The sequence below is a fragment of the Tabrizicola thermarum genome, assembly GCF_003574395.1.
Classification (GTDB): domain Bacteria; phylum Pseudomonadota; class Alphaproteobacteria; order Rhodobacterales; family Rhodobacteraceae; genus Tabrizicola; species Tabrizicola thermarum.
In genome coordinates, this window is record NZ_QMJY01000080.1 from 29123 (window position 1) to 50234 (window position 21112).

The following is a 21112-nucleotide window of genomic DNA, read 5'->3' on the forward strand; positions in this document are numbered from 1 at the left end:
ATGGCGGCACCGCTGGAGGGCATCCGCGTCATCGAACTGGCGCGGATCCTGGCTGGCCCCTGGGCCGGGCAGACCCTGGCTGACCTGGGCGCCGATGTCATCAAGGTCGAGGCCCCCGAAGGCGACGACACAAGGCGCTGGGGGCCTCCGTTCATCGAGGCAGGGGGCGAACGGACCGCAGCCTATTTCCATTCCGCGAACCGGGGCAAGCGGGGGATCACCTGCGATTTCCGCACGGCCGAGGGGCAGGAAACCGTCCGTCGGCTGGTCGCCGATGCGGATGTGGTGATCGAGAATTTCAAGGTCGGGGGCCTGGCGAAATACGGGCTCGACTGGGAATCCCTGCGCAAGGTGAACCCCCGGCTGATCTACTGTTCGATCACCGGCTTCGGGCAGGACGGACCCTATGCGCATAGGGCGGGATACGACTTCATCATCCAGGGCATGTCGGGGCTGATGTCGGTCACCGGCCCGGCGGATGGCCAGCCGCAGAAGGTGGGCGTGGCGGTGACGGACATCTTCACCGGCGTCTATGCCGCAACCGCGATCCTGGCCGCGCTGGTGCAGCGCGGACGGACCGGCGAAGGCCAGCAGATCGACATGGCCTTGCTGGACGTGGCGACTTCGATCATGGCGAACCAGGCGATGAACTATCTGGCTTCGGGCAAGGCGCCCGGACTGATGGGCAACGCGCATCCGAACCTCGCGCCCTATGCGGTTTTCGACTGCAAGGACGGCTGGCTGATCCTGGCCACCGGCAACGACGCGCAGTATCAGCGGCTGTGCAGGATTCTGGGGCTGGAGGCGATGGCGAACGAGCCCGCCTTCCTGACCAATGCCGATCGCGTCGCCAACCGGGCCGCCTTGACCGAGCGGTTGACGGCTGCGACGAAGACCTGGCCCAAGGCGGACCTGCTTGCCGCTTGCGAGGCCGAGGGCGTTCCTGCCGGACCGATCAACAACCTCGCCGAGGTCTTTGCCGACCCGCAGGTGGTGGCGCGGCGGTTGCAGATCGCGCCCGAAGGCGTGCCGGGGGTGCGCAGCCCGATGACATTCTCGGGTGCCAGTCTGGCACTGGACCGGCCAGCACCCCGGCTGGGGCAGCACCAGGATGAGGTTCTGGGCAGGAAAGACTAGGGGGCGGGTTCCGCCTCGAGAAGGTCGCCCGGCTGACAGTCCAGCGCAGCGCAGATGGCGGCGAGGGTGTCGAACCGGATGCCCTTCACCTTTCCCGACTTCAGCAGGCTGAGATTCTGTTCGGTGATACCGATCCTTTCGGCCAGTTCGCGCGACCGCATCTTGCGGCGGGCCAGCATCACGTCCAGCCGGACGACGATCTGCAAGCTCGGCTGTGCCATCAGACGAACCCCGCGTTCTCGGCCTTGACCGCAGCCGCCTCGCGCATGGCCCAGCCGATCACGGTCAACAGGCCCGCCGCCAGCAGAAAGCCCAGTGTGCCATCGTCAAGCGCGATGGATAGCGTCCTGTGCGGAGCGTTCCAGCTGAGGATCAGCAGGCGCAGCGTCGGTCCGATCACGGTAAACAGGGCGACGACCACCATGGCCCGACCGATCCTCAGGATGGTCTCGGCATTTTCAAGGCTGAGGACCTCGGCCATCCGGTAGCGCCCGAAGAGCCGCACCATGCCACGCAGAGCGGCCACCATGGGCAGGACCGAGACCAGCGCCACCGCGGCCACCAATCCGGCCTGCACCGCCGTCACCGTGGTTCCCGGCGGCGCATCCGCGCCGACAAGCGAGCCCGGATCGGCCACCCATTTCCCGGCTTGGACAAGGACAAGCAGCGGCAGGGCCACCGACAGGACCAGGGCGACCCAGTACAGGATTCCGGACAGCGATTGCAGGCGGCTGCGATCTTTCATCTTTACCTCTTTTCACAGCGATAAATTATCGTATTACAGTAAAATATATCTGTCAAAGGAGAATCCTATGCGTTTGACCCCTGCCTGGCTGGCCAGTCTGGCCCTGGCGGCCTGCTCGGCCATCGTGCCCTCGACGGCTGCGCGGCTTGCGGCGATCGACCCGCTGACGGCCGACCCGGCCGCGATCGAACTGGTGGTGATCCTGCCGCCCGGCCTTGCGATCAGCCCGGGGACGGCGGAGCTGAGGCTTGGGGCAAGCCGTGGCAAGGACCAGCTGGCCCAGAGTTTCCGGCTGGAGGATCGCCCCGTTGTCCCGGGGATCGACCTGCCCGAAGGCGCGACGGCGCGGCAGTTTGCGCTGGCCGAGCCCGAGGTCGCGCAGATGCGGGCCTTGCAGGCGAGGATCGGCAAGTGGAAACAGGAGGGGAATGCGCAGGGGACCTTCGGGCTTGGCATCGGCGGCTGCGCCATCGGGGCGGGGCCTGCGCCCGAGGCCCGCGGCTCGGTGCTGATCCGCCTCGCTAAGGACGCGCCCTTCCTGCCGCTGATCGCGGATGGAAAGTTGTCCGACCTCCTGGGGGCGGAAACGCTGGCGGCGATCAAGCCTTGCCAAGGCGCCGAATAAGGCGTAGGCGCCCGCCTCCGGTTGAGATTGCCCCGCCCGGGTGCTAGTCTGAAACCATGGCCCGGCGCGGGGGCCGAGTGGACCGCGCTTCGTTGGAGGACCCGGTCCTGTCGCATTCTGATCCTGCCACCGGCCTGCCGGTCGGTCCGCGCCCGACGCCCGCCGAAGGCACCGCCGGCCCGGAAGGGCACAACTCGCAAGCCGTTCTGGACCTTGTTCTGAAATCCGTCGATGACGACAAGGCCGAGGACATCGTCCAGATCGACCTGCGCGGTCGGTCGGACGTGGCGGATTACATGGTGATCTGCTCGGGCCGGTCCTCGCGGCAGGTCGCCTCGATCTCGGAAAAGCTGGCCGACCGGCTGAAGCAGGAGATGCGGATTTCCGTCCGCATGGAAGGCAAGGAAACCGGCGACTGGGTGCTGATCGACGCGGGCGACGTGATCGTCCATGTCTTCCGTCCGGAAGTGCGCGAATTCTACCAGCTGGAAAAGATGTGGCTTCCGGCAGGGTCTTCCCTGGCCGCCAAGGCCTGATGCGCCTGCATCTCTGCGCCGTGGGCCGCCTGCGGGCGGGGCCAGAGCGCGATCTGGTGGACGACTACCTGGCACGGCTGGACCGGACCGGGCGGCCCCTGGGGCTTGGCCCGGTGATCGAGCATGAAGTGGAAGACCGGAAGGGCGGCGGCATGGCGGCCGAAGGCGCGCTCCTGTCCCGTGCGATCCCCGAAGGGGCGGCGCTGTGCGTGCTGGACGAACGCGGCAAGACGCTCTCCAGCCCCGAATTTGCGCAGACCCTGGCCCAGTGGCGCGACGGCGGTCGGCAGGACGCAGCCTTTGTCATCGGCGGAGCGGACGGCGTCGATCCCGCCCTTCGCGCGCGCGCCGATCTGACGATCAGCCTGGGCCGGATGGTCTGGCCGCACATGCTGGTGCGGGTCATGCTGGCCGAACAGCTTTACCGAGCGGCAACCATCCTTGCCGGGTCGCCCTATCACCGCGCCTGAGCAGCGGCTCTATCGCAGCGCCCGTTCCGCCGCCGCGCCCAGCTTCAGCAGCCGCGCTTCCTGCCCTGGTCCGGCCATCAGGCTGATTCCGCAGGACGGTTGCGACGTGGGCAGGGTCAGCGCGCAGACGCCCAGCATGTTGCCGACCCGCGTGTTGCGCAGGGCAAGGAGGTTTTCGGTCACATAATAGGCGTCGTCCGTCAGCAGGCGGTCGGCCGAGGGCGGCAGGATCGGCGAGGTCGGCACCAGAACGGCATCGAAAGCTGCGGTCTCGGCGGCCCAGTTGCGGCGGATCGCCTCAAGCCTGCGCCACCCTGCGACATAGTCCATGCCAAGGACGTTTGCGCCGGACCGGAAGCGTTCGAGGATACGAGGGAACATCTTCTGCGGCGCGGTTTCGATGATGTCGCGCCAGATGCCATAGGCTTCGGCGGTGAACAGGGCGGCGGAAAGCGCCATCGCTTCGGCGGCTTCGGGAAAGCTGAGGCGCGCAATGCTGGCCCCGGCCCTGCCAAGGCGCGCGACGGCGTCGTCGAAGCCCTGTGCCGGGCGGTCGCGGAGGTCATCCAGCGCGACGGTTTCCAGGATGGCAAGCCGCTTGCCCGACAGCGTCGCCCCGGCAAGGTCGGTCGGCGCGCCACCGGACAGGGCCGCCAGCAGCAGCGCGCAATCCTCGACCGAATGGGACAGCGGGCCGATGGTGTCAAAGCGTTCGCACAGGGGCAGAACGCCACCCATCGGCAGGCTGCCGACGCTGGTCTTGAGCCCGACAAGGTCGTTCCAGGCGGCGGGAACCCGCACCGACCCGCCGGTATCGGACCCGATGGCCGCCGGAGCCAGCCCGAAGGCAACCGAAGCTGCCGCCCCTGACGACGACCCTCCCGGAACGGCTCTGTCGTCGTTCAGGCAGGGCGGCGTCGCCGTCACCGGGTTCAGACCCAGGCCCGAGAAGGCCAGTTCCGACATGTGCGTCTTGCCCAGGCAGACAAGGCCCTGCAGCGTCGCGGTTTCCAGCACCGTTGCGTCCCGGTCCGGTATGCGACCCTTGAGCAAGGCCGATCCGCCCTCGGTCGCCACGCCGGCACTGTCGAACAGGTCCTTCCAGCTGATCGGCACCCCGTCCAACAGGCCCTTGCGCAGCCCCGTCTTGGCGCGTGAGGCAGCGGCCATCGCCTCGGCCCGCGCGCGGGCCGGGGTGGCACGGGCATAGATGCGCGGCGCAAGCGGGTGGCTTTCGATCTGGTCGAGGAAGGCCTCGGTCAGTTCGACCGGGTGGATGCGGCCCTTGCCGATCTCGCGTCCAAGCTCGGCTGCCGTCATGTGCGCCCAGGTTCCGGTCATCTTTTCCCCCTTGTTGCCGCAAGGGTAGCGGCTTGGCGACGCATGGACAATCCGCCTGCGCGGGGTATGTAAGGCCGATGGAAAGAGATACCGACATCCTGATCGCGGGCGGAGGGCTGAACGGCCCGGCGCTGGCCCTGGCGCTGGCGCAAGGAGGGTTTCGCGTGACGGTGGTCGATGCGCGCCCGGCGCCCTTGCGGGCCGAAGCCGGGTTCGACGGGCGGGCCTATGCGCTGGCGATCGCGTCGGTCAGGCTGCTGACCGCGATCGGGGTCTGGCCGCTGGTCGCCGACAAGGCGCAGCCGATGCTGGAGATCAAGGCCTCGGACGGGCGCGCGGGCGAAGGGGCGGCTCCGTTCTTCCTGCACTTCGACGCGGCCGAGATCGAGGAAGGCCCGGTGGGGCACATGCTGGAGGACCGGCATCTTTATGCGGCCTTCCTGGCGGCGATGCGGGACACCCCGGGCATCACGCTTCTGTCGGGCGAAACCGTTGTCGCGCAAGAGGTTGCGCCTTCCGGCGTGACGGTGAGCCTGGCATCCGGCCGGACGCTGACGGCGGGGCTGCTGGTCGGCTGCGACGGTCGCGGGTCGGGCGTTGCAGCGCGGGCCGGGATCCGCAGGGTGGGCTGGGGCTATGGCCAGACCGCGCTGGTCACGGCGATCCGGCACGAGAAGGACCACCACGGCGTAGCGCAGCAGTTCTTCATGCCCTCGGGTCCGCTGGCGATCCTGCCGCTGAAGGGCGGGCATCATTCCAGCATCGTCTGGAGCGAGACGGACGCGAACGCGGCGGCGATCCAGGCCTTGCCGGACGCCGAATATCTGGAGGCGCTGCGCCCCCGGTTCGGCGATTTCCTGGGCGAGATTTCCCTGGCCGGCGAACGGTTTACCTATCCGCTTTCGCTGTCCCTTGCCGAACGTTTCATCGCCCCGCGCGTGGCTTTGGTGGGCGACGCGGCGCATGGCGTCCACCCCATCGCCGGCCAGGGGCTGAACCTTGGCCTGCGCGATGTGGCGGCGCTGGCCGAAGTGCTGATCCTGGCCCGCCGCCGCGGTGAGGACCCCGGCAGCCCCACATCGCTGGAGGAGTATCAGCGCTGGCGGCGGTTCGACGCGACGGCGCTGGCCCTGGGCATGGATACGGTCAACCGGGTATTCTCCAGCGACAATCCGCTGCTGCGGTTGGGCCGCGACCTTGGCATGGGCGTGGTCAGTGCCTTGCCGTCCCTGCGCCGCGGCTTCATGCGGCAGGCGGCGGGACTGTCGGGCGAGCTTCCGAAACTTCTGACGGGGCGTCAGGTCTGACCTCGGCGCCTTCCGGGGCTGGCTCCGCCACGGTCGCCTTGCGCGCCCAGCGCAGGTCGAGAAGGTGGAACAGAAGCGGGTTCGCGAGGATCGAGATCATGGCACCGGCCACCACCAGATCGCGCGCCTCGGTCGCGACGATGTTCAGCTTGACGCCCATGCTGATGAGAATGAAGGAAAACTCGCCGATCTGCGCCAGGCTTGCCGCGATGGTCAGCCCCTGGTCGTGACCGCGCCCGAAGGCCTTCACGATGTAATAGGCCGCGACCGACTTCACGATCAGGATGATGGCGACCGTTCCGATCAGCGCAAGCGGCGAGACGACGACGATGCCGGGGTTGAAGAGCATACCCACGGACACGAAGAACAGAACGGCAAAGGCGTCGCGCAGGGGAAGCGTTTCGCGCATGGCCTGCTGCGACAGGGTCGAGGAGGACAAGACCATGCCGGCGAAGAACGCACCCAGTGCGAAGGAGACGCCGAAGAAATGGGTGGCCCCGTAGGCGACGCCCAGGGCGATGGCGAGGACCGACAGCCGGAACAGCTCGCGCGAACGGGTCTGGGCGACGAAGTGCAGGATCCAGGGGATCACGCGCTGGCCGACGATCAGCATCAGCGCCACGAAGGCCGCCGCCTTGGCCAGCGTGATGAGGACCGTCGCCGCGATGGGGCCGATGCCGATGGTGCTGGTCACTTCCGCGACGGCCTCTGCCTCTTCTCCGACCGGCAGGGCATTGCCGCCCAGAAGCCCCGCCAGGGGCGGGATCAGGACCAGAGCGATGACCATCACCAGGTCCTCGACGATCAGCCAGCCGACAGCCACCCTGCCCTTTTCGGTGGTGACAAGGTCACGGTCCTGCAACGCGCGCAGAAGCACCACGGTCGAGGCGACCGAAAGGGCGAGGCCGAAGATCAGCCCGGCCCCGATGCTCCAGCCCAGGGCCCAGCCCATCGCGGTGCCGAAGGCTGTGGCGACGGCGATCTGCCCCAGCGCACCCGGAACCGCGATCGCCTTCACCGCCATCAGGTCGCGGGGGGAAAAGTGCAGACCCACGCCGAACATCAGCAGGATCACCCCAAGCTCGGCCAGTTCGGTGGCAAGCCCCATGTCGGCGACATAGCCCGGCGTGAACGGACCGATCACGACGCCCGCCAGAAGATAACCGGCGATCAGCGGCAGTTTCAGCCGCTGGGCCAGCAGGCCGAACAGAAAGGCCAGGCCGAAACCGGCGACCAGAGTGGTGATGAGGGGCGTGTCGTGGGGCAATGCGCTTCGGGTCCTTGCCGGCCCGCACCTCCGGGGTCCGGGTGCGGCCAAACGGGTTGCGGGAAAGGTGTCGGGAGACAGGGAAAGAGTAAGGGCCGGGACCCGCATTGCAAGCTTCGGAGCCGACCGTTTCGGCAAAATTCCGTCCTTTTGCCGAAACACTTTGCAATGATAGGTCTTGGCGATGCTGCCCGTGATCCCGAACCCCCGCGCCCGCCGTCTGTTCCTGGACCGCCACGCCCTGTCGGAAGCCCCGACCGGGGCGGCCTCCGGGCAGGCGCTGCACGATCTGATCGAGCGCATCGGCTTTGTTCAGGTCGACAGCATCAACACCGTGGCCCGGGCGCATGACATGATCCTGTGGTCGCGGCGGCAGTCCTATCGCCCCCCGGCGCTGAAGCGGTTGCTGGAGAAGGATCGGAGCCTTTGGGAGCACTGGACGCATGATGCCTCGATCCTGCCCACACGGCTGCATGGGGTCTGGCAGCACCGGTTCCAGCGCGATGCGGTGCGGCTGGAAGCAAACTGGAAGCGCTGGTTCCGGGATGGCTATGAGGCGCAATTCGACAATATTCTCAACCGGATAGCACGCGACGGTCCGGTGGGGACGGCGGATGTGGGCGAAGGCGAGGTGCGGGGCAAAGGCGGCTGGTGGGACTGGCATCCGTCGAAGACCGCGCTGGAATGGCTGTGGCGGACGGGGCGTCTGGCGATCACCCGGCGCGAGGGGTTCGCCAAGATCTACGACCTGACCGAACGGGTGATCCCCGACGTCCACCGCGCACCGGTGCCCGAGGAAGAGGTCTGCGACTGGGCCTGCCGAAGCGCCCTGCGGCATCTGGGGTTCGGCACCAGCGGCGAAATCGCGGCCTACTGGAATGCGGTCAGCCCGCAGGCCGCGCGGGACTGGTGCCGCGCGGCGCAGGCCCGGGGCGAGATCATCGAGGCGGAGGTGGAGGGATCGCGGGGCCAGCGCCGCAAGGTGTGCATTTTCCCCGACATTCTGGATGAAGCTCCCCCCGACCCTTGCGCCCGGCTGCGCATCCTGTCGCCGTTCGACCCGGCCCTGCGCGACCGCGACCGGGCGGAGTTCCTGTTCGGTTTCCACTACCGGATCGAGGTCTTCGTGCCCGAGCCGAAGCGGGTTTACGGCTACTATGTCTTTCCGGTTCTGGAGGGCGACCGACTGGTGGGCCGGATCGACGTGAAGGCCTTCCGCGATGCAGGCGCGCTGCGGGTCAGGGCGTTCTGGCCCGATGCGAGAGTGGCGCTGACCAAGGGGCGCCGGGCGAAGCTGGAGGCGGAGCTTGACCGGCTTGCGCGGTTTGCGGGGTGTGAGCGGGTGGAGTTTCAGGACGGGTGGGAGAGAGAAACGCTGGCGCGGCCAAGTGTCTGAGAACGCTGTGGTAAACTTGTCACCCCGTGAAAGACCAGAGAGGTGCATCCGGCATGCAGGGCGTGTTCGTTCCCTGCATCGGCGGGGGCAGACGGCAATGCGTTGACCATCAACACGAACCTATTGGCAAGCCACAGGGCACGCGGTTAGCTTGTCGGACATTCGATGCGCCCAACCTGTCCGATTGCGATGACCGAACAGACTGCCTTCCCGTTGCTGATTGTCGCCGCCCTGATCGCGGTCTTCCTGATCCTCTGGAAAAAGCGGCGCGGCGCGAAAGCCGATGCGGCCTCTGATGAATCCTGGGTTCTGGTGGACGGATCGAACGTCATGCACTGGCGCGACAACCTTCCCGACCTCGATACGGTCCGGCAGGTCGTGCAGGTCCTGTCCGACGACGGTTGGGTCCCCGGAGTCGTCTTCGATGCCAACGCAGGCTGGAAACTGTTCGGCCGCTATCTGCATGATGGCGACTTTGCCAGGCTTCTTGGTCTGGAGAAGCGACAGGTTCTGGTGGTCGAAAAGGGCACGCAGGCCGATGGCTTTCTCTTGCGCACCGCGCGGGAATTCGGTGCGCGGATCGTGACCAGTGACCGCTTCCGCGACTGGGCAGAGGCCCACCCCGAAGTGAAGGACCCGGGGTTTCTGATCCGGGGCGGGATGCGCGACGGGCGGGTCTGGCTGACGGGGCTGGACGCCGGGCACGCGGCCGGGAAAGGTGCGCTGTAGCGCACCCTACGAGGGCACCCAGCCGTCGATCGCCGCGACCGCCTCTTCCGCGGTTTCGACCATGGAGAACAGCGACAGGTCCCCGGGGCTGATGACCCCGGCTTCGGCAAGCTGCTGCCAGTTCACCACCCGTTCCCACCAGTCGCGGCCGAAGAGGAGGAAGGGCACCTGCTTCATCCGACCGGTCTGGATCAGGGTGAGCGATTCGAACATCTCGTCCAGCGTGCCGAAGCCGCCGGGAAAGACGACGATGGCGCGGGCGCGCATCAGGAAATGCATCTTGCGGATGGCGAAGTAGTGGAAGTTGAACGACAGGTCCGGCGTCACATAGGCGTTGGGCGCCTGTTCGTGCGGCAGGACGATGTTGAGGCCGATGCTCTGGCCCCCGGCCTCGTCCGCGCCGCGGTTGCCGGCCTCCATCACGCCGGGGCCGCCGCCGGTGCAGATCACCCAGTCGCGGCCATAGCTGGCGACGCTGCGTTCGGTGATCGCCTTCGCAAAGCGGCGCGCCTCGTCATAGTAGTGCGACAGGCTGGCGAGGATCGGCGTGGCGGCCTGGTCGCGGTGTTCGGGCGCGGGGATGCGGGCGCCGCCGAACATGACCACGGTCGTCTCGATGCCGCGTTCGTCCATAACCATCTGCGGCTTCAGAAGCTCCAGTTGCAGCCGCACCGGGCGCAACTCGTCGCGCAGCATGAAGTCGCGGTCCAGGAAGGCCAGCCGGTAGGCGGGTGCGCGCGTCTGGGCGGTGTCGGGGATGCGGCGGACGGCGGCGGCGTCCTCGATGCTGTCACGGAACTTGTGGCTGCGGTGGTCTTCGGTCATCAACTCGCTCGGATTGCGTGGCATTGGCCCAAGGCTTATAGGGTCGGCGGAGCCTTGACCAACCGAAAAGGGAAGCCCCATGTCGAACGCCGCGCTGGAGACCGCCATCGAAGCCGCCTGGGAGGCGCGCGACGGTATCAGCCCGGCGACGAAGGGCGAGGTGCGCGATGCCATCGAGGCGACGCTGACGGCGCTGGACAATGGCAGCCTGCGGGTGGCGGAAAAGCGCGGCAATGACTGGCATGTGAACCAGTGGGCGAAGAAGGCGGTGCTTCTGTCGTTCCGGCTGACCGACATGCACGAGATCTCCGGGTCGAACGGCGGCGGGAACTGGTGGGACAAGGTCCCGTCTAAGTGGCAGGGCTGGACGGCGGAGGACTGGCGCAAGGCGGGGTTCCGGGCGGTGCCGGGGTCGATCGTGCGGCGGTCGGCCTTCATCGGCAGGAACGTGGTGCTGATGCCCAGCTTCGTGAACATCGGCGCCTATGTGGACGAGGGCACGATGGTCGATGGCTGGGCCACGGTGGGATCCTGCGCGCAGATCGGGAAGAACGTGCATCTGTCGGGCGGCGTGGGCATCGGCGGGGTGCTGGAGCCGATGCAGGCGGGCCCCACGATCATCGAGGACAACTGTTTCATCGGCGCGCGGTCCGAGGTGGTGGAGGGCTGCATCGTCCGCGAGGGATCCGTCCTTGGCATGGGCGTCTTCATCGGCAAGTCCACCAAGATCGTGGACCGGGAAACCGGCGAGGTGATGTATGGCGAAGTGCCTGCCGGGTCGGTCGTGGTGGCAGGCTCGATACCGTCGAAGGGGGGCGTGAACCTTTACTGCGCGGTGATCGTGAAGAAGGTCGATGCCCAGACCCGGGCCAAGACCAGCATCAACGAATTGCTGAGGGACTGACCATGCGCGGCGCGATGGCGGGGCTTTTCCTGGCAGTTTCGGCAACCGCGGCCGCCGCGGGTCCGTTCGACGGGCTATACGCCCCGGAGGGCTGGGACTGCCGGACCGTGGGATCGGACGGCGGGGCGATCATGGTGCAGGACGACCAGTTCCATGGGGTCGAAAGCCTGTGTCGGCTCAAGAACCCGACCCGGGTGAACGGAATGTCGGCAGTGCTTTACGACGCGGACTGCGACGGCGAAGGCATGTCCTATGGCTATCGGATGATGCTGATGAAGGTGCCCGAGGGGCTTGCCGTGATCCAGGATGGAAACGTGAGCCTGCTGAGGACCTGCCCATGACCCATCAGCCGGATCAGGACAAGCCGAAGCGCCCGCAGCAGGTCTATTCGCTGATCGTGCAGGTCGGCCGCAAGGAGGGCGACGGGCTGCCGCCCCGGGCCACGGGGGCGGCGCTTCTGTGCTATGCCTCGGGCGTGGACGAGGCCGAGGCGGTGCGCGAGACGGTGGCGATCCTGAAAGAGGCCGACATGGCGCCGTTGGAGGTCCAGGGGCTGGGCACGCTGGAAGAGCGGCTGAGCGCAAGCGACGAGATCGACGACGAGGAGCGGTTCCTGATGGAACGCGCGCTGAAGGAGAACTCGGTCATCGTGGCCGAGGTCACGCCGTTCTTCGACTGACCGGGCGCGAACGCCTTCTGGTTGCAGGCGCCGGGCCAAGCGGCTAGGGATCCTGCGCGCCCCAACCCGGACCTGACAGATGCCCTTCGAACCCGTTGACCCGGTCGAGCTGACCGCCAAGCTGATCCGCTGCCCTTCGGTCACTCCGGCCGAGGGTGGAGCGATTGCCCTGCTGGCCGAGGTTCTGGGCGAGGCGGGCTTTGACTGCACGCGGGTGGACCGGGGCGGCATCGCCAATCTTTACGCGCGCTGGGGCAAGCGGGGGGCGAACCGGGCCTTCGGCTTCAACGGGCACACGGACGTGGTGCCGGTGGGCGACCGGGCGGCCTGGCGGTTCGATCCGTTCGGGGCCGAGGTGAAGGACGGGGTGATGTATGGCCGGGGCGCCTGCGACATGAAGTCGGGCGTGGCGGCCTTCGTCGCGGCGGCGGTGGATTTCGTGCGCGAGACGCCGCCGGACGGCGCGGTGATCCTGGCGATCACGGGCGACGAGGAAGGCGAAGGCAAGGACGGCACCGTGGCGATCCTGGACTGGATGGCCTTCAACGGCGAGCGGATGACGCATTGCCTGGTGGGCGAGCCGACCTGCCCGAACCAGATGGGCGAGATGATGAAGATCGGCCGCCGCGGCAGCATGACGGCGCGGATCACGGTGACGGGGGTGCAAGGGCATAGCGCCTATCCGCATCGGGCGAAGAACCCGCTGTCGGCGCTGGTGAAGCTGTTGGCGAAGCTGGACGCGGAACCGCTGGACCGGGGGACGCAGCATTTCGACCCCTCGACCCTGGCGATCACCACGATCGACTGCGGCAATCCGGCGTCGAACGTCATTCCGGCCGAGGCACGGGCCACGGTCAACATCCGCTTCAACGACACCCATTCCGGTGATACCCTGTCAGCCTGGCTGCGGCATGAGGCGGAAGCGATGGCCGAGGCCACGGGCTGCGAGATCGGGTTGCAGATCAGCGTCTCGGGCGAGGCGTTCCTGACCCCTCCGGGCGAACTTTCGGCGCTGGTCGCGCGCGCGGTGCAGGCCGAGACGGGCCGGAAGCCGGTGGCCTCGACGTCCGGGGGCACGTCGGATGCGCGGTTCATCAAGGACCATTGCCCGGTGATCGAGTTCGGGCTGGTCGGCAAGACGATGCATCAGGTCGACGAAAGGGTGGAGATCGCGCATATCCTTCAGCTGAAGGCAATCTATGGCCGCATCCTGCGGGAGTATTTCGCGTGAGCCTGTCAGAGACGGTGAAGATCGAGGTGACGGGCGACATCCCGACCTGCCAGGCGCTGCGCCGGGTGGTGTTCATCGACGAGCAGGGGGTTTCCGAGGCCGACGAGGTGGACGGGCTGGATGGGCAGGCGATTCATCTGCTGGCCTGGGACGGGGACTGTCCGGTGGGCACGGCGCGGCTTTTGGTGAAGGGCGCGGTCGGCAAGATCGGCCGGGTCTGTGTGCTGCCGGAAGTGCGGGGGGCGGGCCTTGGCGCGGCGCTGATCCGCGCGGCACTGGAGGTGCTGCGGGGTCAGCCGGGGGTGACCGAGGCCTATCTCGGCGCGCAAAGCCATGCGACCGGGTTCTACGAGAAGCTGGGCTTCGTGATCGAGGGCGAGGAGTTCCTGGACGCCGGCATCCCGCACCGCCACATGCGCCGCACCTTGTGACCGGCGGCTTTCAAGCGGAGCGCCGGAGGCGCAAGTCTTTTGTCTCGTCGTCGGGCTTGCGCCTCCTCCTCGGGGTGAAGATGAGTATTTGTGAAAAGGGCAAATGGGGGTCGGGTAGTCTTGGGGGATGGGGCGTGCTAGCTAGGCGAGCATGAAACCTTTGCCCTCCAAGGATGAAATCCGTCAGTGGATTTCCGAGAACCCCGGCCTTGCGGCCAAGCGCGACATTGCCAGGGCCTTTGGCATCAAGGGCGATGCGCGGATCGCGTTGAAGGCGCTGTTGCGTGAACTGGAAGGCGAAGGCGTGGTGGAGAAATCCGGGCGCCGCTTCCGCGCGCCGGGGATCCTGCCTCCGGTGGCCGTCTTGCAGGTTCTGGCCCCGGATGCGGCGGGAGATCTGTTTGCCCGGCCCCTTGAAGAGGGCGTGGAGGAGGGACCGCGCATCCTGATCGTGCCGAAGAAGGGCGATCCGGCGCTGGGGGCCGGGGACCGGATTCTGGCGCGGCTGGCGAAGGTCGAAGCCGAGGATCGCGATTATGAGGCGCGGCTGATCCGCAAGCTGGGGTCGAACCCGGCGAAGGTGCTGGGGGTGTTCCGGCAGGGCGCCGAAGGCGGGCGGATCGTGCCCATCGAGAAGGGCTCGGACCGCGAATGGCGGGTGGCGTCGGACATGACCGGGGGGGCCAGGGATGGCGAGCTGGTCGAGGCCGAGGCGGTGGGCGGGCGGCGGCTGGGGCTGCCGGCGGCGCAGGTGGTGGCGCGGCTGGGCGATCCGGCGGGGCCGCGGGCGGCGAGCCTGATCGCCATTCACCAGCACGGCATCCCGGATGTGTTCCCGGATGCGGTGATTGCCGAGGCGGATCGGGCCGAGCCGGTGGGCATGAAGGGGCGCGAGGACTTGCGTGATCTGCCGCTGGTCACCATCGACCCGGTGGACGCGCGGGACCGGGACGATGCGGTTTATGCCGAGGCGGATACTGACCCGGGCAATCCGGGCGGGTTCGTGATCTGGGTGGCCATCGCCGACGTGGCGCATTTCGTGACTCCGGGGTCTGCCCTGGACCGCGAGGCGCGGCGGCGGGGGAATTCGACCTATTTCCCCGACCGGGTGGTGCCGATGCTGCCGGACATCCTGTCGGGGGACCTGTGCAGCCTGCACGAGGGCGTGGACCGGGCCTGCATCGCGGTGCGGATGGTGATCGACAAGGATGGCCACAAGCGGAGCCATCGCTTCGTGCGCGGGATGATGCGGTCGGTGGCGTCCTTGCACTATGCGCAGGTGCAGGCAGCGGTGGACGGGGCGCCGGATGAGAAGACGGCCCCACTGGTCGATTGGGTGCTGAAGCCGCTGTATGCCGCCTATGCGGCGCTGAAACAGGCGCGGGAGCAGCGGCAGCCGCTGGATCTGGAGCTGCCGGAGCGCAAGATCGAGCTGGGCGAGGACGGGCGTGTCGTCTCGGTCGCGTTCAAGGAGCGGCTGGAAGCGCACAAGCTGATCGAGGAGATGATGATCCTCGCCAATGTCGCGGCGGCGGAGGAGTTGATCCGGCTGAAGCGGCCCCTGCTGTTCCGGGTGCATGAGGAGCCCTCTCCGCTGAAGCTGGAAGGCTTGCGCGAGGTTGCGGAAGGCGCGGGGCTGACGCTGGCCAAGGGGCAGGTGTTGCAGACGAGGCACCTGAACCGACTTTTGGCGCAGGCCGAAGGGACGGAGTTCGACGAGCTCATCAACCTGTCCACCCTGCGGTCGATGACGCAGGCCTATTATCACCCGGAGAATTTCGGGCATTTCGGGCTGGCGCTGCGGAACTATGCGCATTTCACGTCGCCCATCCGGCGCTATTCCGACCTGATCGTGCACCGCGCGCTGATCTCGGCGCATGGCTGGGGGCAGGACGGGTTGTCGGCCTGGGACGAGGAGAACCTCGAGGAGACGGGCAAGCTGATCTCGGAAGCCGAGCGGCGCAGCATGGCGGCAGAGCGGGATACCAATGACCGCTATCTGGCGGCCTATCTGGCCGACCGGGTGGGGGCGGAGTTTGCCGGGCGGATTTCCGGGGTGCAGCGGTTTGGGGTGTTCGTTCGGCTGGACGAGACCGGGGCGGACGGGCTGATCCCGGTACGGGCGCTGGGGCGGGAGTATTTCAACTACGACGAGGGCAGCCAGACGCTGAGGGGGTCGGAGACCGGGCTGGTGCTGGGGATCGGGCAGAAGGTCATGGTGCGGCTGGCCGAAGCCGTGCCGGTGACGGGCGGGCTGATCCTGGAGCTTCTGTCGGTCGAGGGGGCGGCGATGCGGCCGTCGCGGCGTTCGGGGGGGAAGTATCAGCCCCGGAAGCCTGCGCAGGCGGCGGCGAAGCGGCGGCTGGTGCGCAAGCGGCGATGAGGGGCGGGGCAAGACTTTTCGAAAGGTTTTGCAAGATCCTTCGAAGGATTCTGGTGGCGCTTTGGGTGGCCGGGGTGCCTGGTCTGGCAGCCGCGCAGACGATCCTGCCCGATCCGGTGGCGGGGGTGGAGGGTGTGATGGGGTCTCAGGCCGGGCTTGACGCATGGGTGAAGGACTTCCGGCCTCGGGCGCTGGCGGCGGGGGTGTCGGCGGCGACCTTCGACGCGGCACTGCGGGGGGTGGAGTTCAACCCCAAGGTCGTAGAGCGCGACCGGAACCAGAACGAGTTCACCAAGACGATCTGGGACTACCTGGACACCGCCGTGTCGGAGGACCGGGTGGGGCTGGGGTTGAAGGCCATCGCGAAGCACCGGGACGTTCTGGAGCGGATCGAGGCGGAGTACGGGGTGGAAAAGGAAGTCGTCGCGGCGATCTGGGGACTGGAAAGTGCCTATGGAACCTACCGGGGTGATCTGCCGGTGTTGGGGTCGCTCGCGACGCTGGCCTATGAGGGGCGGCGGGGGGCGTTTTTCGAGGCGGAGCTGATCGCGGCGCTGCGGATCGTCGAAGGCGGGCATGTGGAGCGTTTTGTCGGCAGTTGGGCGGGGGCGAGCGGGCATACGCAGTTCATGCCGTCCAGCTGGGAAAAGTTCGCGGTCGATTTCGATGGGGACGGGAAGCGGAACCTTTGGGGGGAGGATCCAGCGGACGCTTTGGCCTCGACGGCGAATTACCTGCGGCACTGGGGCTGGGCCAAGGGGCAGCCCTGGGGGGTGGAGGTGCGCCTGCCCCAGGGGTTCGACTATGACCAGACGACAGAGCGGGTGGTGAAACCCGTGGCGGAGTGGCAGGCGATGGGGGTGCGGACGGTGTTCGGCGCGGACCTGCCGGACCATGGGCCGGGGTCGATCCTGTTGCCCGGGGGGTATCGGGGGGCGGCCTTTCTGATCTGGCCGAATTTCCAGGTGATCGAGCATTACAACACGGCGGATGCCTATGTGGTGGCGATCGGGTCGCTGTCGGACCGGCTGGCCGGGGGCGCGGCGATCCAGTCCGGGTGGCCGCGCGAGTTGCGGGCGCTGACGCTGGAGGAGCGGCGGGAGTTGCAGGATTTGCTGACGAAGGCCGGGTTCGATGCGGGGGGTGTCGACGGGCGGATGGGGCCGAAGACGGTGGCCGCGGTGAAGGCCTTCCAGAATGCGCGGGGGCTGGTGCCGGACGGCTATCCGTCGCTGGAGGTGCTGGAACTGTTGCGCTGATGTCTTCGCACGGGACCGGAACGGCGCGCTGACGCGCAGGTCCACTGTCTCGTCGTCGGGCTGCGCCTCCTCCTCGGTCGTTGGGGCGCTTCGCCCCCAAACCCCCGAGAGTATTTGGAAAAGGGCAAGACCGGGTGGTCAGGCGACCTTGCGCAGGCGGGCGAGGAAGAAGCCGTCCATGCCGCCCCTGTCCGCCCAGTAGTCGGGGCGCAGGCGGAGGGCGCTGTCCGGGGTCCACCAGGCGGGGTCGATGCCTTCGAGCTGGGCGCGTTCGGTGGTGAGGCCGGGGTGGCGGCTCAGGGCGGCGGCGAGTTGGGCCTCGCCTTCCTCGGGCAGGAGCGAGCAGGTGGAAAAGACGAGGCGTCCCTGGGGTTTCAGCCAGCCGAGGGCGCGGTCGATGAGCTGGGATTGCAGGCTGGTGAGGGAGGGGAGTTCGGATCCGTCCTTGACGAAGGGCAGGTCCGGGTGGCGGCGGATGGTGCCGGTGGCGGAACAGGGGGCGTCAAGGAGGATGGCGTCGAAGGGGGCGTCGGGCTGCCAGCAGAGGGCGTCGGCGGTGATGGGGGTGGCGGTCAGGCCGGTGCGGGCGAGGTTGGCCTGGACGCGGGCCATGCGGGGGGCGGAGATGTCGAGGGCTGTGACTTCGGCCCCGGCGGCGGCGAGTTGCAGGGTCTTGCCTCCCGGTGCGGCGCAGAGGTCGAGAATGCGTTCGCCCGGCCGGGGTTGCAGGAGTTTGACAGGCAGCGCGGCGGCGGCGTCCTGGACCCACCAGCCGCCTTCGGCGTAGCCGGGGAGCGTGGAGAGCTGGCCGGGACTGCGGAGGCGGAGGCTGCCGGTGGGCAGGAGGTCTCCGTCCGGGTGCGGGAAGCCGTCGCGGAGGGTGAGGTCGAGCGGGGGTTCCTGGGCGTGGATGGTCTCGATGGCGGTGACAGTGTCGCGGCCGAAAGCGTGGACGAGGGGTTGGCGGAGCCAGCGGGGGAGTTTCTGCGGCGGGAGGGTGAGGTCTTCGGGCAGGGCGCGGAGGACGGCGTTGACGAGGCCGGTGAGGTGGGCGGTGCGTTTGCCGCCCTGGCGGGTGATCTCGACCGCCGCGTTCACCGTGCCGTGGGCGGGGGCGCCTTGCGCGCGTTCGACGACGGCGAGGCGGAGGGTGTTGCGGACGGTGAGGGGCGGGGACTTGCGGAGGTGTTTGTCGAGGAGCTTGTCTGCGGGTTCCAGGTGGCGGAGGGTGGTTTCGGCCAGGCGCAGCGCGCGGGCGCGGTCGGCGGGGGCGAGGTGGTCGCCGGAGAAGTCCGACAGCATCCGGCCTTCGCCGAGGACGCCGTCCAGGATTGCGACTGCTGTGGCGCGCGCAGTGAGGCCTTCAGCCATTCCGGTCCCCTTGTTGGTTCGCAGAGGGGCCTATATCAGGACGCAGGGCCATACAAGGAAGGGGTCAGTCATGGACGACGATCTGCCACCCGCGGCGAAGCGGGCGCTGGCCGAGGCCGAGGAACGGCGGAAGGCGGCGGCCGTGAAGGCCCCCCTGCCGAAGGAGCTGGGGGGCCGGGACGGGCCGGAGCCGGTGCGCTATGGCGACTGGGAGAAGAAGGGGCTGGCGATCGATTTCTGAGGGTTTGCCTGCGGGGCAGCTCTTGCGTCGCGCCTTCCGCGTCTCGTCGCTTGTCCGCGCGCGGGCAGTTTTTCGTGACCTTTGATTTCAATCACTTGGCTGTGGACGTTAGGGATTTGGCAAGCATTGCCGAGGGGAGCGCGGCTGAGGGCTGCGCCTGGATACCGCGCCTCGTCGGTGCGCCTGGGCCTGCAGACAGGCAGGTGCCTCCGGCGGGAGTATTTGGGAAAAGAGCAAGCCGGAGCCTGGTCAGGCTGGCGCTGCGGTGCGCTTGTGAGGGATGGGCAGGCGCTGCGGTCGCTGGCCCGGGCCGGCGGGCCGCCTACCCTTCCGGTGCGGCTGCGTAGTCGGTGTCGCTGACCGGCTCCATCCAGTCGACGCTTCGTCCGTCCTGGACCTCGTGGATGGCGATGTGGGACATGCCCCTGTCGGGGGCGGCGCCGTGCCAGTGGCGTTCGCCCGGGGCGAAGGTGACGACGTCACCGGGGCGGATCGCGCGGACAGGGCCGCCGTCCGACTGGCAGAGGCCGAGGCCTGCGGTGACGATCAGGGTCTGGCCGAGGGGATGCGTATGCCAGGCGGTGCGGGCGCCGGGGTCGAAGGTGACGAGCGCGCCCTGCACGCGGTCGGGGGCTTCGGGGTTGAACAGGGGGTCGAGGCGGACGCGGCCGGTGAACCAGTCCGGGGCGCCGGGGCGGGAGGGGGCGTGGCCTGCGGGGTAGATCTTCATGGGCGTCTTCCGATGGGTCTGGCGGGAGCTTGGCAGGGATCGGGAGAGTGAGCACCGTGTTTGCGGGCCTGTCGAGCGCCTTCGTCGTCTTGTCGCCCGGGACGCGATGGAGGTGGTTCTGCCCTGTCGCCGGAGCAAGACCTGCCTTGGCTTCACGGAAGCGACGGGTCGCGCAAGGCAGAAGGCCGGCGAGGCGCGGCGCAGCCTTCGCCGCGCGTCACCGCAGGCGGAACGTCGCAGAGTCGCCCTGTCCCTGATCGACCGTGAAGCGGAGTTTCTCGGCCCCCTGTGCCTCGACCAGCTGGCAGTTGTAGCGGATGGGCATCCCGCTCCAGTCCATCTCGCGGCAGAAGTAGCCGTCTTTCCAGGACCAGTTGCCGGTGATCTTCCAGCCGAGCGCCGAGCCGTCGATGCGGCCGTCGGGCAGGACCTTGATCGACAGGTTGTAAAGGCCGATGCGCAGGGTGCGGTCCTTGACCAGGGTCAGGAAGCGGTCCTTTTCCTTCACCGGCTCGAAATCGTTTGCTGCGGCCGTGACCGGGACCGACAGCACAAGCAGCATTGCAGCCAGACGCAGCATGACATCCCCCGGGTGACAGAGATGCGACTGTTACGCCGCGGGACGCGGATCGGATCATCCGGTCAGATGCCGAGCACGTCCATCATGTCGTACTGACCGGGTTTCCGGCCCTGTCCCCAGAGTGCGGCGCGCAGCGCGCCCCGGGCGAAGATGGCGCGGTCGGTGGCGACATGGCGCAGGATCACCCGCTCGCCTTCGCCGGCGAAGATCACGTCGTGTTCGCCGACGATGTCGCCGCCGCGGATGGCGGAGAAGCCGATGCTGCCCCGCGCCCGCGCGCCGGTGATGCCGTCGCGGCCCGAGACGCGCGCGTCGTCCAGGCTGATGCCCCGGCCTTCCGCGGCGGCCTGGCCCAGCATGAGCGCAGTGCCCGAGGGGGCGTCGACCTTCATGCGGTGGTGGGCCTCGACCACTTCCACGTCCCAGTCGGCATCCAGCGCGGCGGCGACCATCCGGGTCAGCCGGACAAGGAGATTGACGCCCAGCGACATGTTCCCGGCGCGGATGATGGTGGCGTGGCGGGCGGCGGCCTCGATCTTCGCCAGGTGCTGGGGTTCAAGGCCCGTGGTGCCGATGACATGGACAGCGCGGGCCTGGGCGGCCAGCGCGGCGAACTCGACCGTGGCGGCGGGGGCGGTGAAGTCGATCACGGCCTGCGCCTGTGCAAAGGCCTCGAGCGCGTCGTCGGTGACCTTGACCCCGATCGGGGCGCCGCCCATTGCCTCGCCCACGTCGCGGCCGATCCAGGGATGGCCCGCGCGTTCGACGCAGGCCACGAGGCGCAGGCGGTCGGACCCCTGCGACAGGCGGATCAGGGTCTGTCCCATCCGCCCCGAAGCGCCTGTCACCACCAATCCCGGAGCGTCGGTCATGCTTGTCTCCCTTGCGATGCCTCTCCGTAGCCGGTTCCCGCAGGCGTGAGAAG

Annotated in this window: 24 protein-coding genes; 15 read left to right on the forward strand and 9 right to left on the reverse strand. The window is 68.2% G+C overall.

All coding sequences use genetic code 11. The annotated features are described in order from the left end of the window. The gene (locus D5084_RS13700; RefSeq protein WP_128516063.1) at positions 1 to 1137 is read left to right on the forward strand and encodes a CaiB/BaiF CoA transferase family protein; all 1137 of its coding nucleotides are present in this window, start codon (positions 1 to 3) and stop codon (positions 1135 to 1137) included. Here D5084_RS13700 and D5084_RS13705 read toward each other — a convergent pair. Both D5084_RS13705 and D5084_RS13710 read right to left on the reverse strand, forming a co-directional pair. Further along, positions 1134 to 1358, reverse strand: a complete 225-nt coding sequence (locus D5084_RS13705; RefSeq protein WP_222929065.1) for a helix-turn-helix domain-containing protein — start codon at positions 1356 to 1358, stop codon at positions 1134 to 1136. The genes D5084_RS13700 and D5084_RS13705 overlap by 4 nt on opposite strands. Beyond that, positions 1358 to 1882, reverse strand: a complete 525-nt coding sequence (locus D5084_RS13710) for a DUF2975 domain-containing protein (protein WP_128516064.1) — start codon at positions 1880 to 1882, stop codon at positions 1358 to 1360. Before D5084_RS13710 ends, D5084_RS13705 begins: the two co-directional genes overlap by 1 nt. Before the next feature lie 67 nt (positions 1883 to 1949). On the opposite strand from D5084_RS13710, the gene D5084_RS13715 reads away from it, so the two are divergent. From D5084_RS13715 to rlmH, 3 genes are all read left to right on the forward strand, one after another. Further along, the gene (locus D5084_RS13715) at positions 1950 to 2507 is read left to right on the forward strand and encodes a hypothetical protein (protein ID WP_128516065.1); all 558 of its coding nucleotides are present in this window, start codon (positions 1950 to 1952) and stop codon (positions 2505 to 2507) included. A gap of 134 nt (positions 2508 to 2641) precedes the next feature. Beyond that, the gene (gene rsfS, locus D5084_RS13720) at positions 2642 to 3043 is read left to right on the forward strand and encodes a ribosome silencing factor (protein ID WP_494337067.1); all 402 of its coding nucleotides are present in this window, start codon (positions 2642 to 2644) and stop codon (positions 3041 to 3043) included. Continuing rightward, the gene (rlmH, locus tag D5084_RS13725) at positions 3043 to 3513 is read left to right on the forward strand and encodes a 23S rRNA (pseudouridine(1915)-N(3))-methyltransferase RlmH (protein WP_128516067.1); all 471 of its coding nucleotides are present in this window, start codon (positions 3043 to 3045) and stop codon (positions 3511 to 3513) included. The genes rsfS and rlmH overlap by 1 nt, the downstream gene beginning before the upstream one ends. 9 nt (positions 3514 to 3522) lie before the next feature. On the opposite strand, the gene D5084_RS13730 is transcribed toward rlmH, so the two are convergent. Beyond that, a complete protein-coding gene (locus D5084_RS13730) occupies positions 3523 to 4854 on the reverse strand; it encodes an amidase (protein WP_128516068.1) in 1332 nt (443 codons plus the stop codon). Positions 4855 to 4931: 77 nt separating this feature from the next. Here D5084_RS13730 and D5084_RS13735 point away from each other — a divergent pair, with 77 nt between their 5' ends. Further along, entirely contained in the window at positions 4932 to 6161 is a 1230-nt protein-coding gene (locus D5084_RS13735; protein ID WP_128516069.1) for a UbiH/UbiF/VisC/COQ6 family ubiquinone biosynthesis hydroxylase, read from the forward strand. Here D5084_RS13735 and D5084_RS13740 read toward each other — a convergent pair. After that, a complete protein-coding gene (locus D5084_RS13740; protein ID WP_128516070.1) occupies positions 6097 to 7428 on the reverse strand; it encodes a cation:proton antiporter domain-containing protein in 1332 nt (443 codons plus the stop codon). The two genes, D5084_RS13735 and D5084_RS13740, sit on opposite strands and share 65 nt — an antisense overlap. Before the next feature lie 184 nt (positions 7429 to 7612). On the opposite strand from D5084_RS13740, the gene D5084_RS13745 reads away from it, so the two are divergent. Continuing rightward, positions 7613 to 8824 (forward strand): winged helix-turn-helix domain-containing protein, encoded by a 1212-nt coding sequence (locus tag D5084_RS13745; RefSeq protein WP_128516071.1) that lies wholly within the window; start codon positions 7613 to 7615, stop codon positions 8822 to 8824. 189 nt (positions 8825 to 9013) lie between these two features. Then, the gene (locus D5084_RS13750) at positions 9014 to 9553 is read left to right on the forward strand and encodes an NYN domain-containing protein (RefSeq protein ID WP_128516072.1); all 540 of its coding nucleotides are present in this window, start codon (positions 9014 to 9016) and stop codon (positions 9551 to 9553) included. 6 nt (positions 9554 to 9559) lie between these two features. Here the strand turns inward: D5084_RS13750 and D5084_RS13755 are convergent, their stop codons facing one another. Further along, a complete protein-coding gene (locus D5084_RS13755) occupies positions 9560 to 10378 on the reverse strand; it encodes an LOG family protein (RefSeq protein WP_128516073.1) in 819 nt (272 codons plus the stop codon). A gap of 79 nt (positions 10379 to 10457) precedes the next feature. On the opposite strand from D5084_RS13755, the gene dapD reads away from it, so the two are divergent. The 7 genes from dapD (at position 10458) to D5084_RS13790 (ending at position 17265) form a co-directional block, all read left to right on the forward strand. Beyond that, a complete protein-coding gene (gene dapD, locus D5084_RS13760; protein ID WP_128516074.1) occupies positions 10458 to 11282 on the forward strand; it encodes a 2,3,4,5-tetrahydropyridine-2,6-dicarboxylate N-succinyltransferase in 825 nt (274 codons plus the stop codon). Positions 11283 to 11284: 2 nt separating this feature from the next. After that, the gene (locus tag D5084_RS13765; RefSeq protein WP_128516075.1) at positions 11285 to 11623 is read left to right on the forward strand and encodes a hypothetical protein; all 339 of its coding nucleotides are present in this window, start codon (positions 11285 to 11287) and stop codon (positions 11621 to 11623) included. Continuing rightward, positions 11620 to 11961 carry a DUF8846 family protein gene (locus D5084_RS13770; RefSeq protein ID WP_128516076.1) on the forward strand — a complete coding sequence of 114 codons (342 nt, stop codon included), beginning with the start codon at positions 11620 to 11622 and terminating at the stop codon, positions 11959 to 11961. Before D5084_RS13765 ends, D5084_RS13770 begins: the two co-directional genes overlap by 4 nt. A gap of 79 nt (positions 11962 to 12040) precedes the next feature. Then, positions 12041 to 13192, forward strand: a complete 1152-nt coding sequence (dapE, locus tag D5084_RS13775; protein ID WP_128516077.1) for a succinyl-diaminopimelate desuccinylase — start codon at positions 12041 to 12043, stop codon at positions 13190 to 13192. Positions 13193 to 13206: 14 nt separating this feature from the next. Continuing rightward, entirely contained in the window at positions 13207 to 13623 is a 417-nt protein-coding gene (locus D5084_RS13780) for a GNAT family N-acetyltransferase (RefSeq protein ID WP_128516202.1), read from the forward strand. Positions 13624 to 13774: 151 nt separating this feature from the next. Beyond that, positions 13775 to 16006 (forward strand): ribonuclease R, encoded by a 2232-nt coding sequence (gene rnr / locus D5084_RS13785; protein WP_128516078.1) that lies wholly within the window; start codon positions 13775 to 13777, stop codon positions 16004 to 16006. Then, positions 16003 to 17265, forward strand: a complete 1263-nt coding sequence (locus D5084_RS13790; protein ID WP_128516079.1) for a lytic murein transglycosylase — start codon at positions 16003 to 16005, stop codon at positions 17263 to 17265. Before rnr ends, D5084_RS13790 begins: the two co-directional genes overlap by 4 nt. A 138-nt stretch (positions 17266 to 17403) precedes the next feature. Here the strand turns inward: D5084_RS13790 and D5084_RS13795 are convergent, their stop codons facing one another. Next, positions 17404 to 18636, reverse strand: coding sequence for an RsmB/NOP family class I SAM-dependent RNA methyltransferase (locus D5084_RS13795; protein WP_128516080.1), 1233 nt, complete (start codon positions 18634 to 18636; stop codon positions 17404 to 17406). A 70-nt stretch (positions 18637 to 18706) separates the two neighbouring features. On the opposite strand from D5084_RS13795, the gene D5084_RS13800 reads away from it, so the two are divergent. Then, positions 18707 to 18877 (forward strand): DUF1674 domain-containing protein, encoded by a 171-nt coding sequence (locus D5084_RS13800; RefSeq protein WP_128516081.1) that lies wholly within the window; start codon positions 18707 to 18709, stop codon positions 18875 to 18877. Between the two features lie 322 nt (positions 18878 to 19199). On the opposite strand, the gene D5084_RS13805 is transcribed toward D5084_RS13800, so the two are convergent. The 3 genes from D5084_RS13805 to dapB form a co-directional block, all read right to left on the reverse strand. Next, on the reverse strand, positions 19200 to 19607 hold the full coding sequence (locus tag D5084_RS13805) for a (R)-mandelonitrile lyase (RefSeq protein WP_128516082.1): 408 nt from the start codon (positions 19605 to 19607) through the stop codon (positions 19200 to 19202). Between the two features lie 217 nt (positions 19608 to 19824). Further along, complete coding sequence (locus D5084_RS13810) at positions 19825 to 20187, reverse strand: dihydrodipicolinate reductase (protein WP_128516083.1); 363 nt, start codon at positions 20185 to 20187, stop codon at positions 19825 to 19827. A gap of 62 nt (positions 20188 to 20249) precedes the next feature. Then, positions 20250 to 21059, reverse strand: a complete 810-nt coding sequence (gene dapB / locus D5084_RS13815) for a 4-hydroxy-tetrahydrodipicolinate reductase (protein WP_128516084.1) — start codon at positions 21057 to 21059, stop codon at positions 20250 to 20252. Positions 21060 to 21112: the final 53 nt, after the last annotated feature.

What these genes read in the sequence shown, in the direction of transcription:
- D5084_RS13750 (WP_128516072.1), top strand. Translation starts at nt 9,014, where the DNA reads ATGACCGAACAGACTGCCTTCCCGTTGCTGATTGTCGCCGCCCTGATC.
- D5084_RS13735 (WP_128516069.1), top strand. Translation starts at nt 4,932, where the DNA reads ATGGAAAGAGATACCGACATCCTGATCGCGGGCGGAGGGCTGAACGGC.
- D5084_RS13770 (WP_128516076.1), top strand. Translation starts at nt 11,620, where the DNA reads ATGACCCATCAGCCGGATCAGGACAAGCCGAAGCGCCCGCAGCAGGTC.
- D5084_RS13745 (WP_128516071.1), top strand. Translation starts at nt 7,613, where the DNA reads ATGCTGCCCGTGATCCCGAACCCCCGCGCCCGCCGTCTGTTCCTGGAC.
- D5084_RS13810 (WP_128516083.1), bottom strand. Translation starts at nt 20,187, where the DNA reads ATGCTGCGTCTGGCTGCAATGCTGCTTGTGCTGTCGGTCCCGGTCACG.
- D5084_RS13730 (WP_128516068.1), bottom strand. Translation starts at nt 4,854, where the DNA reads ATGACCGGAACCTGGGCGCACATGACGGCAGCCGAGCTTGGACGCGAG.
- D5084_RS13755 (WP_128516073.1), bottom strand. Translation starts at nt 10,378, where the DNA reads ATGACCGAAGACCACCGCAGCCACAAGTTCCGTGACAGCATCGAGGAC.
- rnr (WP_128516078.1), top strand. Translation starts at nt 13,775, where the DNA reads ATGAAACCTTTGCCCTCCAAGGATGAAATCCGTCAGTGGATTTCCGAG.
- D5084_RS13705 (WP_222929065.1), bottom strand. Translation starts at nt 1,358, where the DNA reads ATGGCACAGCCGAGCTTGCAGATCGTCGTCCGGCTGGACGTGATGCTG.
- D5084_RS13795 (WP_128516080.1), bottom strand. Translation starts at nt 18,636, where the DNA reads ATGGCTGAAGGCCTCACTGCGCGCGCCACAGCAGTCGCAATCCTGGAC.
- D5084_RS13805 (WP_128516082.1), bottom strand. Translation starts at nt 19,607, where the DNA reads ATGAAGATCTACCCCGCAGGCCACGCCCCCTCCCGCCCCGGCGCCCCG.
- rlmH (WP_128516067.1), top strand. Translation starts at nt 3,043, where the DNA reads ATGCGCCTGCATCTCTGCGCCGTGGGCCGCCTGCGGGCGGGGCCAGAG.
- D5084_RS13790 (WP_128516079.1), top strand. Translation starts at nt 16,003, where the DNA reads ATGAGGGGCGGGGCAAGACTTTTCGAAAGGTTTTGCAAGATCCTTCGA.
- dapD (WP_128516074.1), top strand. Translation starts at nt 10,458, where the DNA reads ATGTCGAACGCCGCGCTGGAGACCGCCATCGAAGCCGCCTGGGAGGCG.
- D5084_RS13765 (WP_128516075.1), top strand. Translation starts at nt 11,285, where the DNA reads ATGCGCGGCGCGATGGCGGGGCTTTTCCTGGCAGTTTCGGCAACCGCG.
- D5084_RS13715 (WP_128516065.1), top strand. Translation starts at nt 1,950, where the DNA reads ATGCGTTTGACCCCTGCCTGGCTGGCCAGTCTGGCCCTGGCGGCCTGC.
- D5084_RS13800 (WP_128516081.1), top strand. Translation starts at nt 18,707, where the DNA reads ATGGACGACGATCTGCCACCCGCGGCGAAGCGGGCGCTGGCCGAGGCC.
- D5084_RS13710 (WP_128516064.1), bottom strand. Translation starts at nt 1,882, where the DNA reads ATGAAAGATCGCAGCCGCCTGCAATCGCTGTCCGGAATCCTGTACTGG.
- dapE (WP_128516077.1), top strand. Translation starts at nt 12,041, where the DNA reads ATGCCCTTCGAACCCGTTGACCCGGTCGAGCTGACCGCCAAGCTGATC.
- D5084_RS13700 (WP_128516063.1), top strand. Translation starts at nt 1, where the DNA reads ATGGCGGCACCGCTGGAGGGCATCCGCGTCATCGAACTGGCGCGGATC.
- dapB (WP_128516084.1), bottom strand. Translation starts at nt 21,059, where the DNA reads ATGACCGACGCTCCGGGATTGGTGGTGACAGGCGCTTCGGGGCGGATG.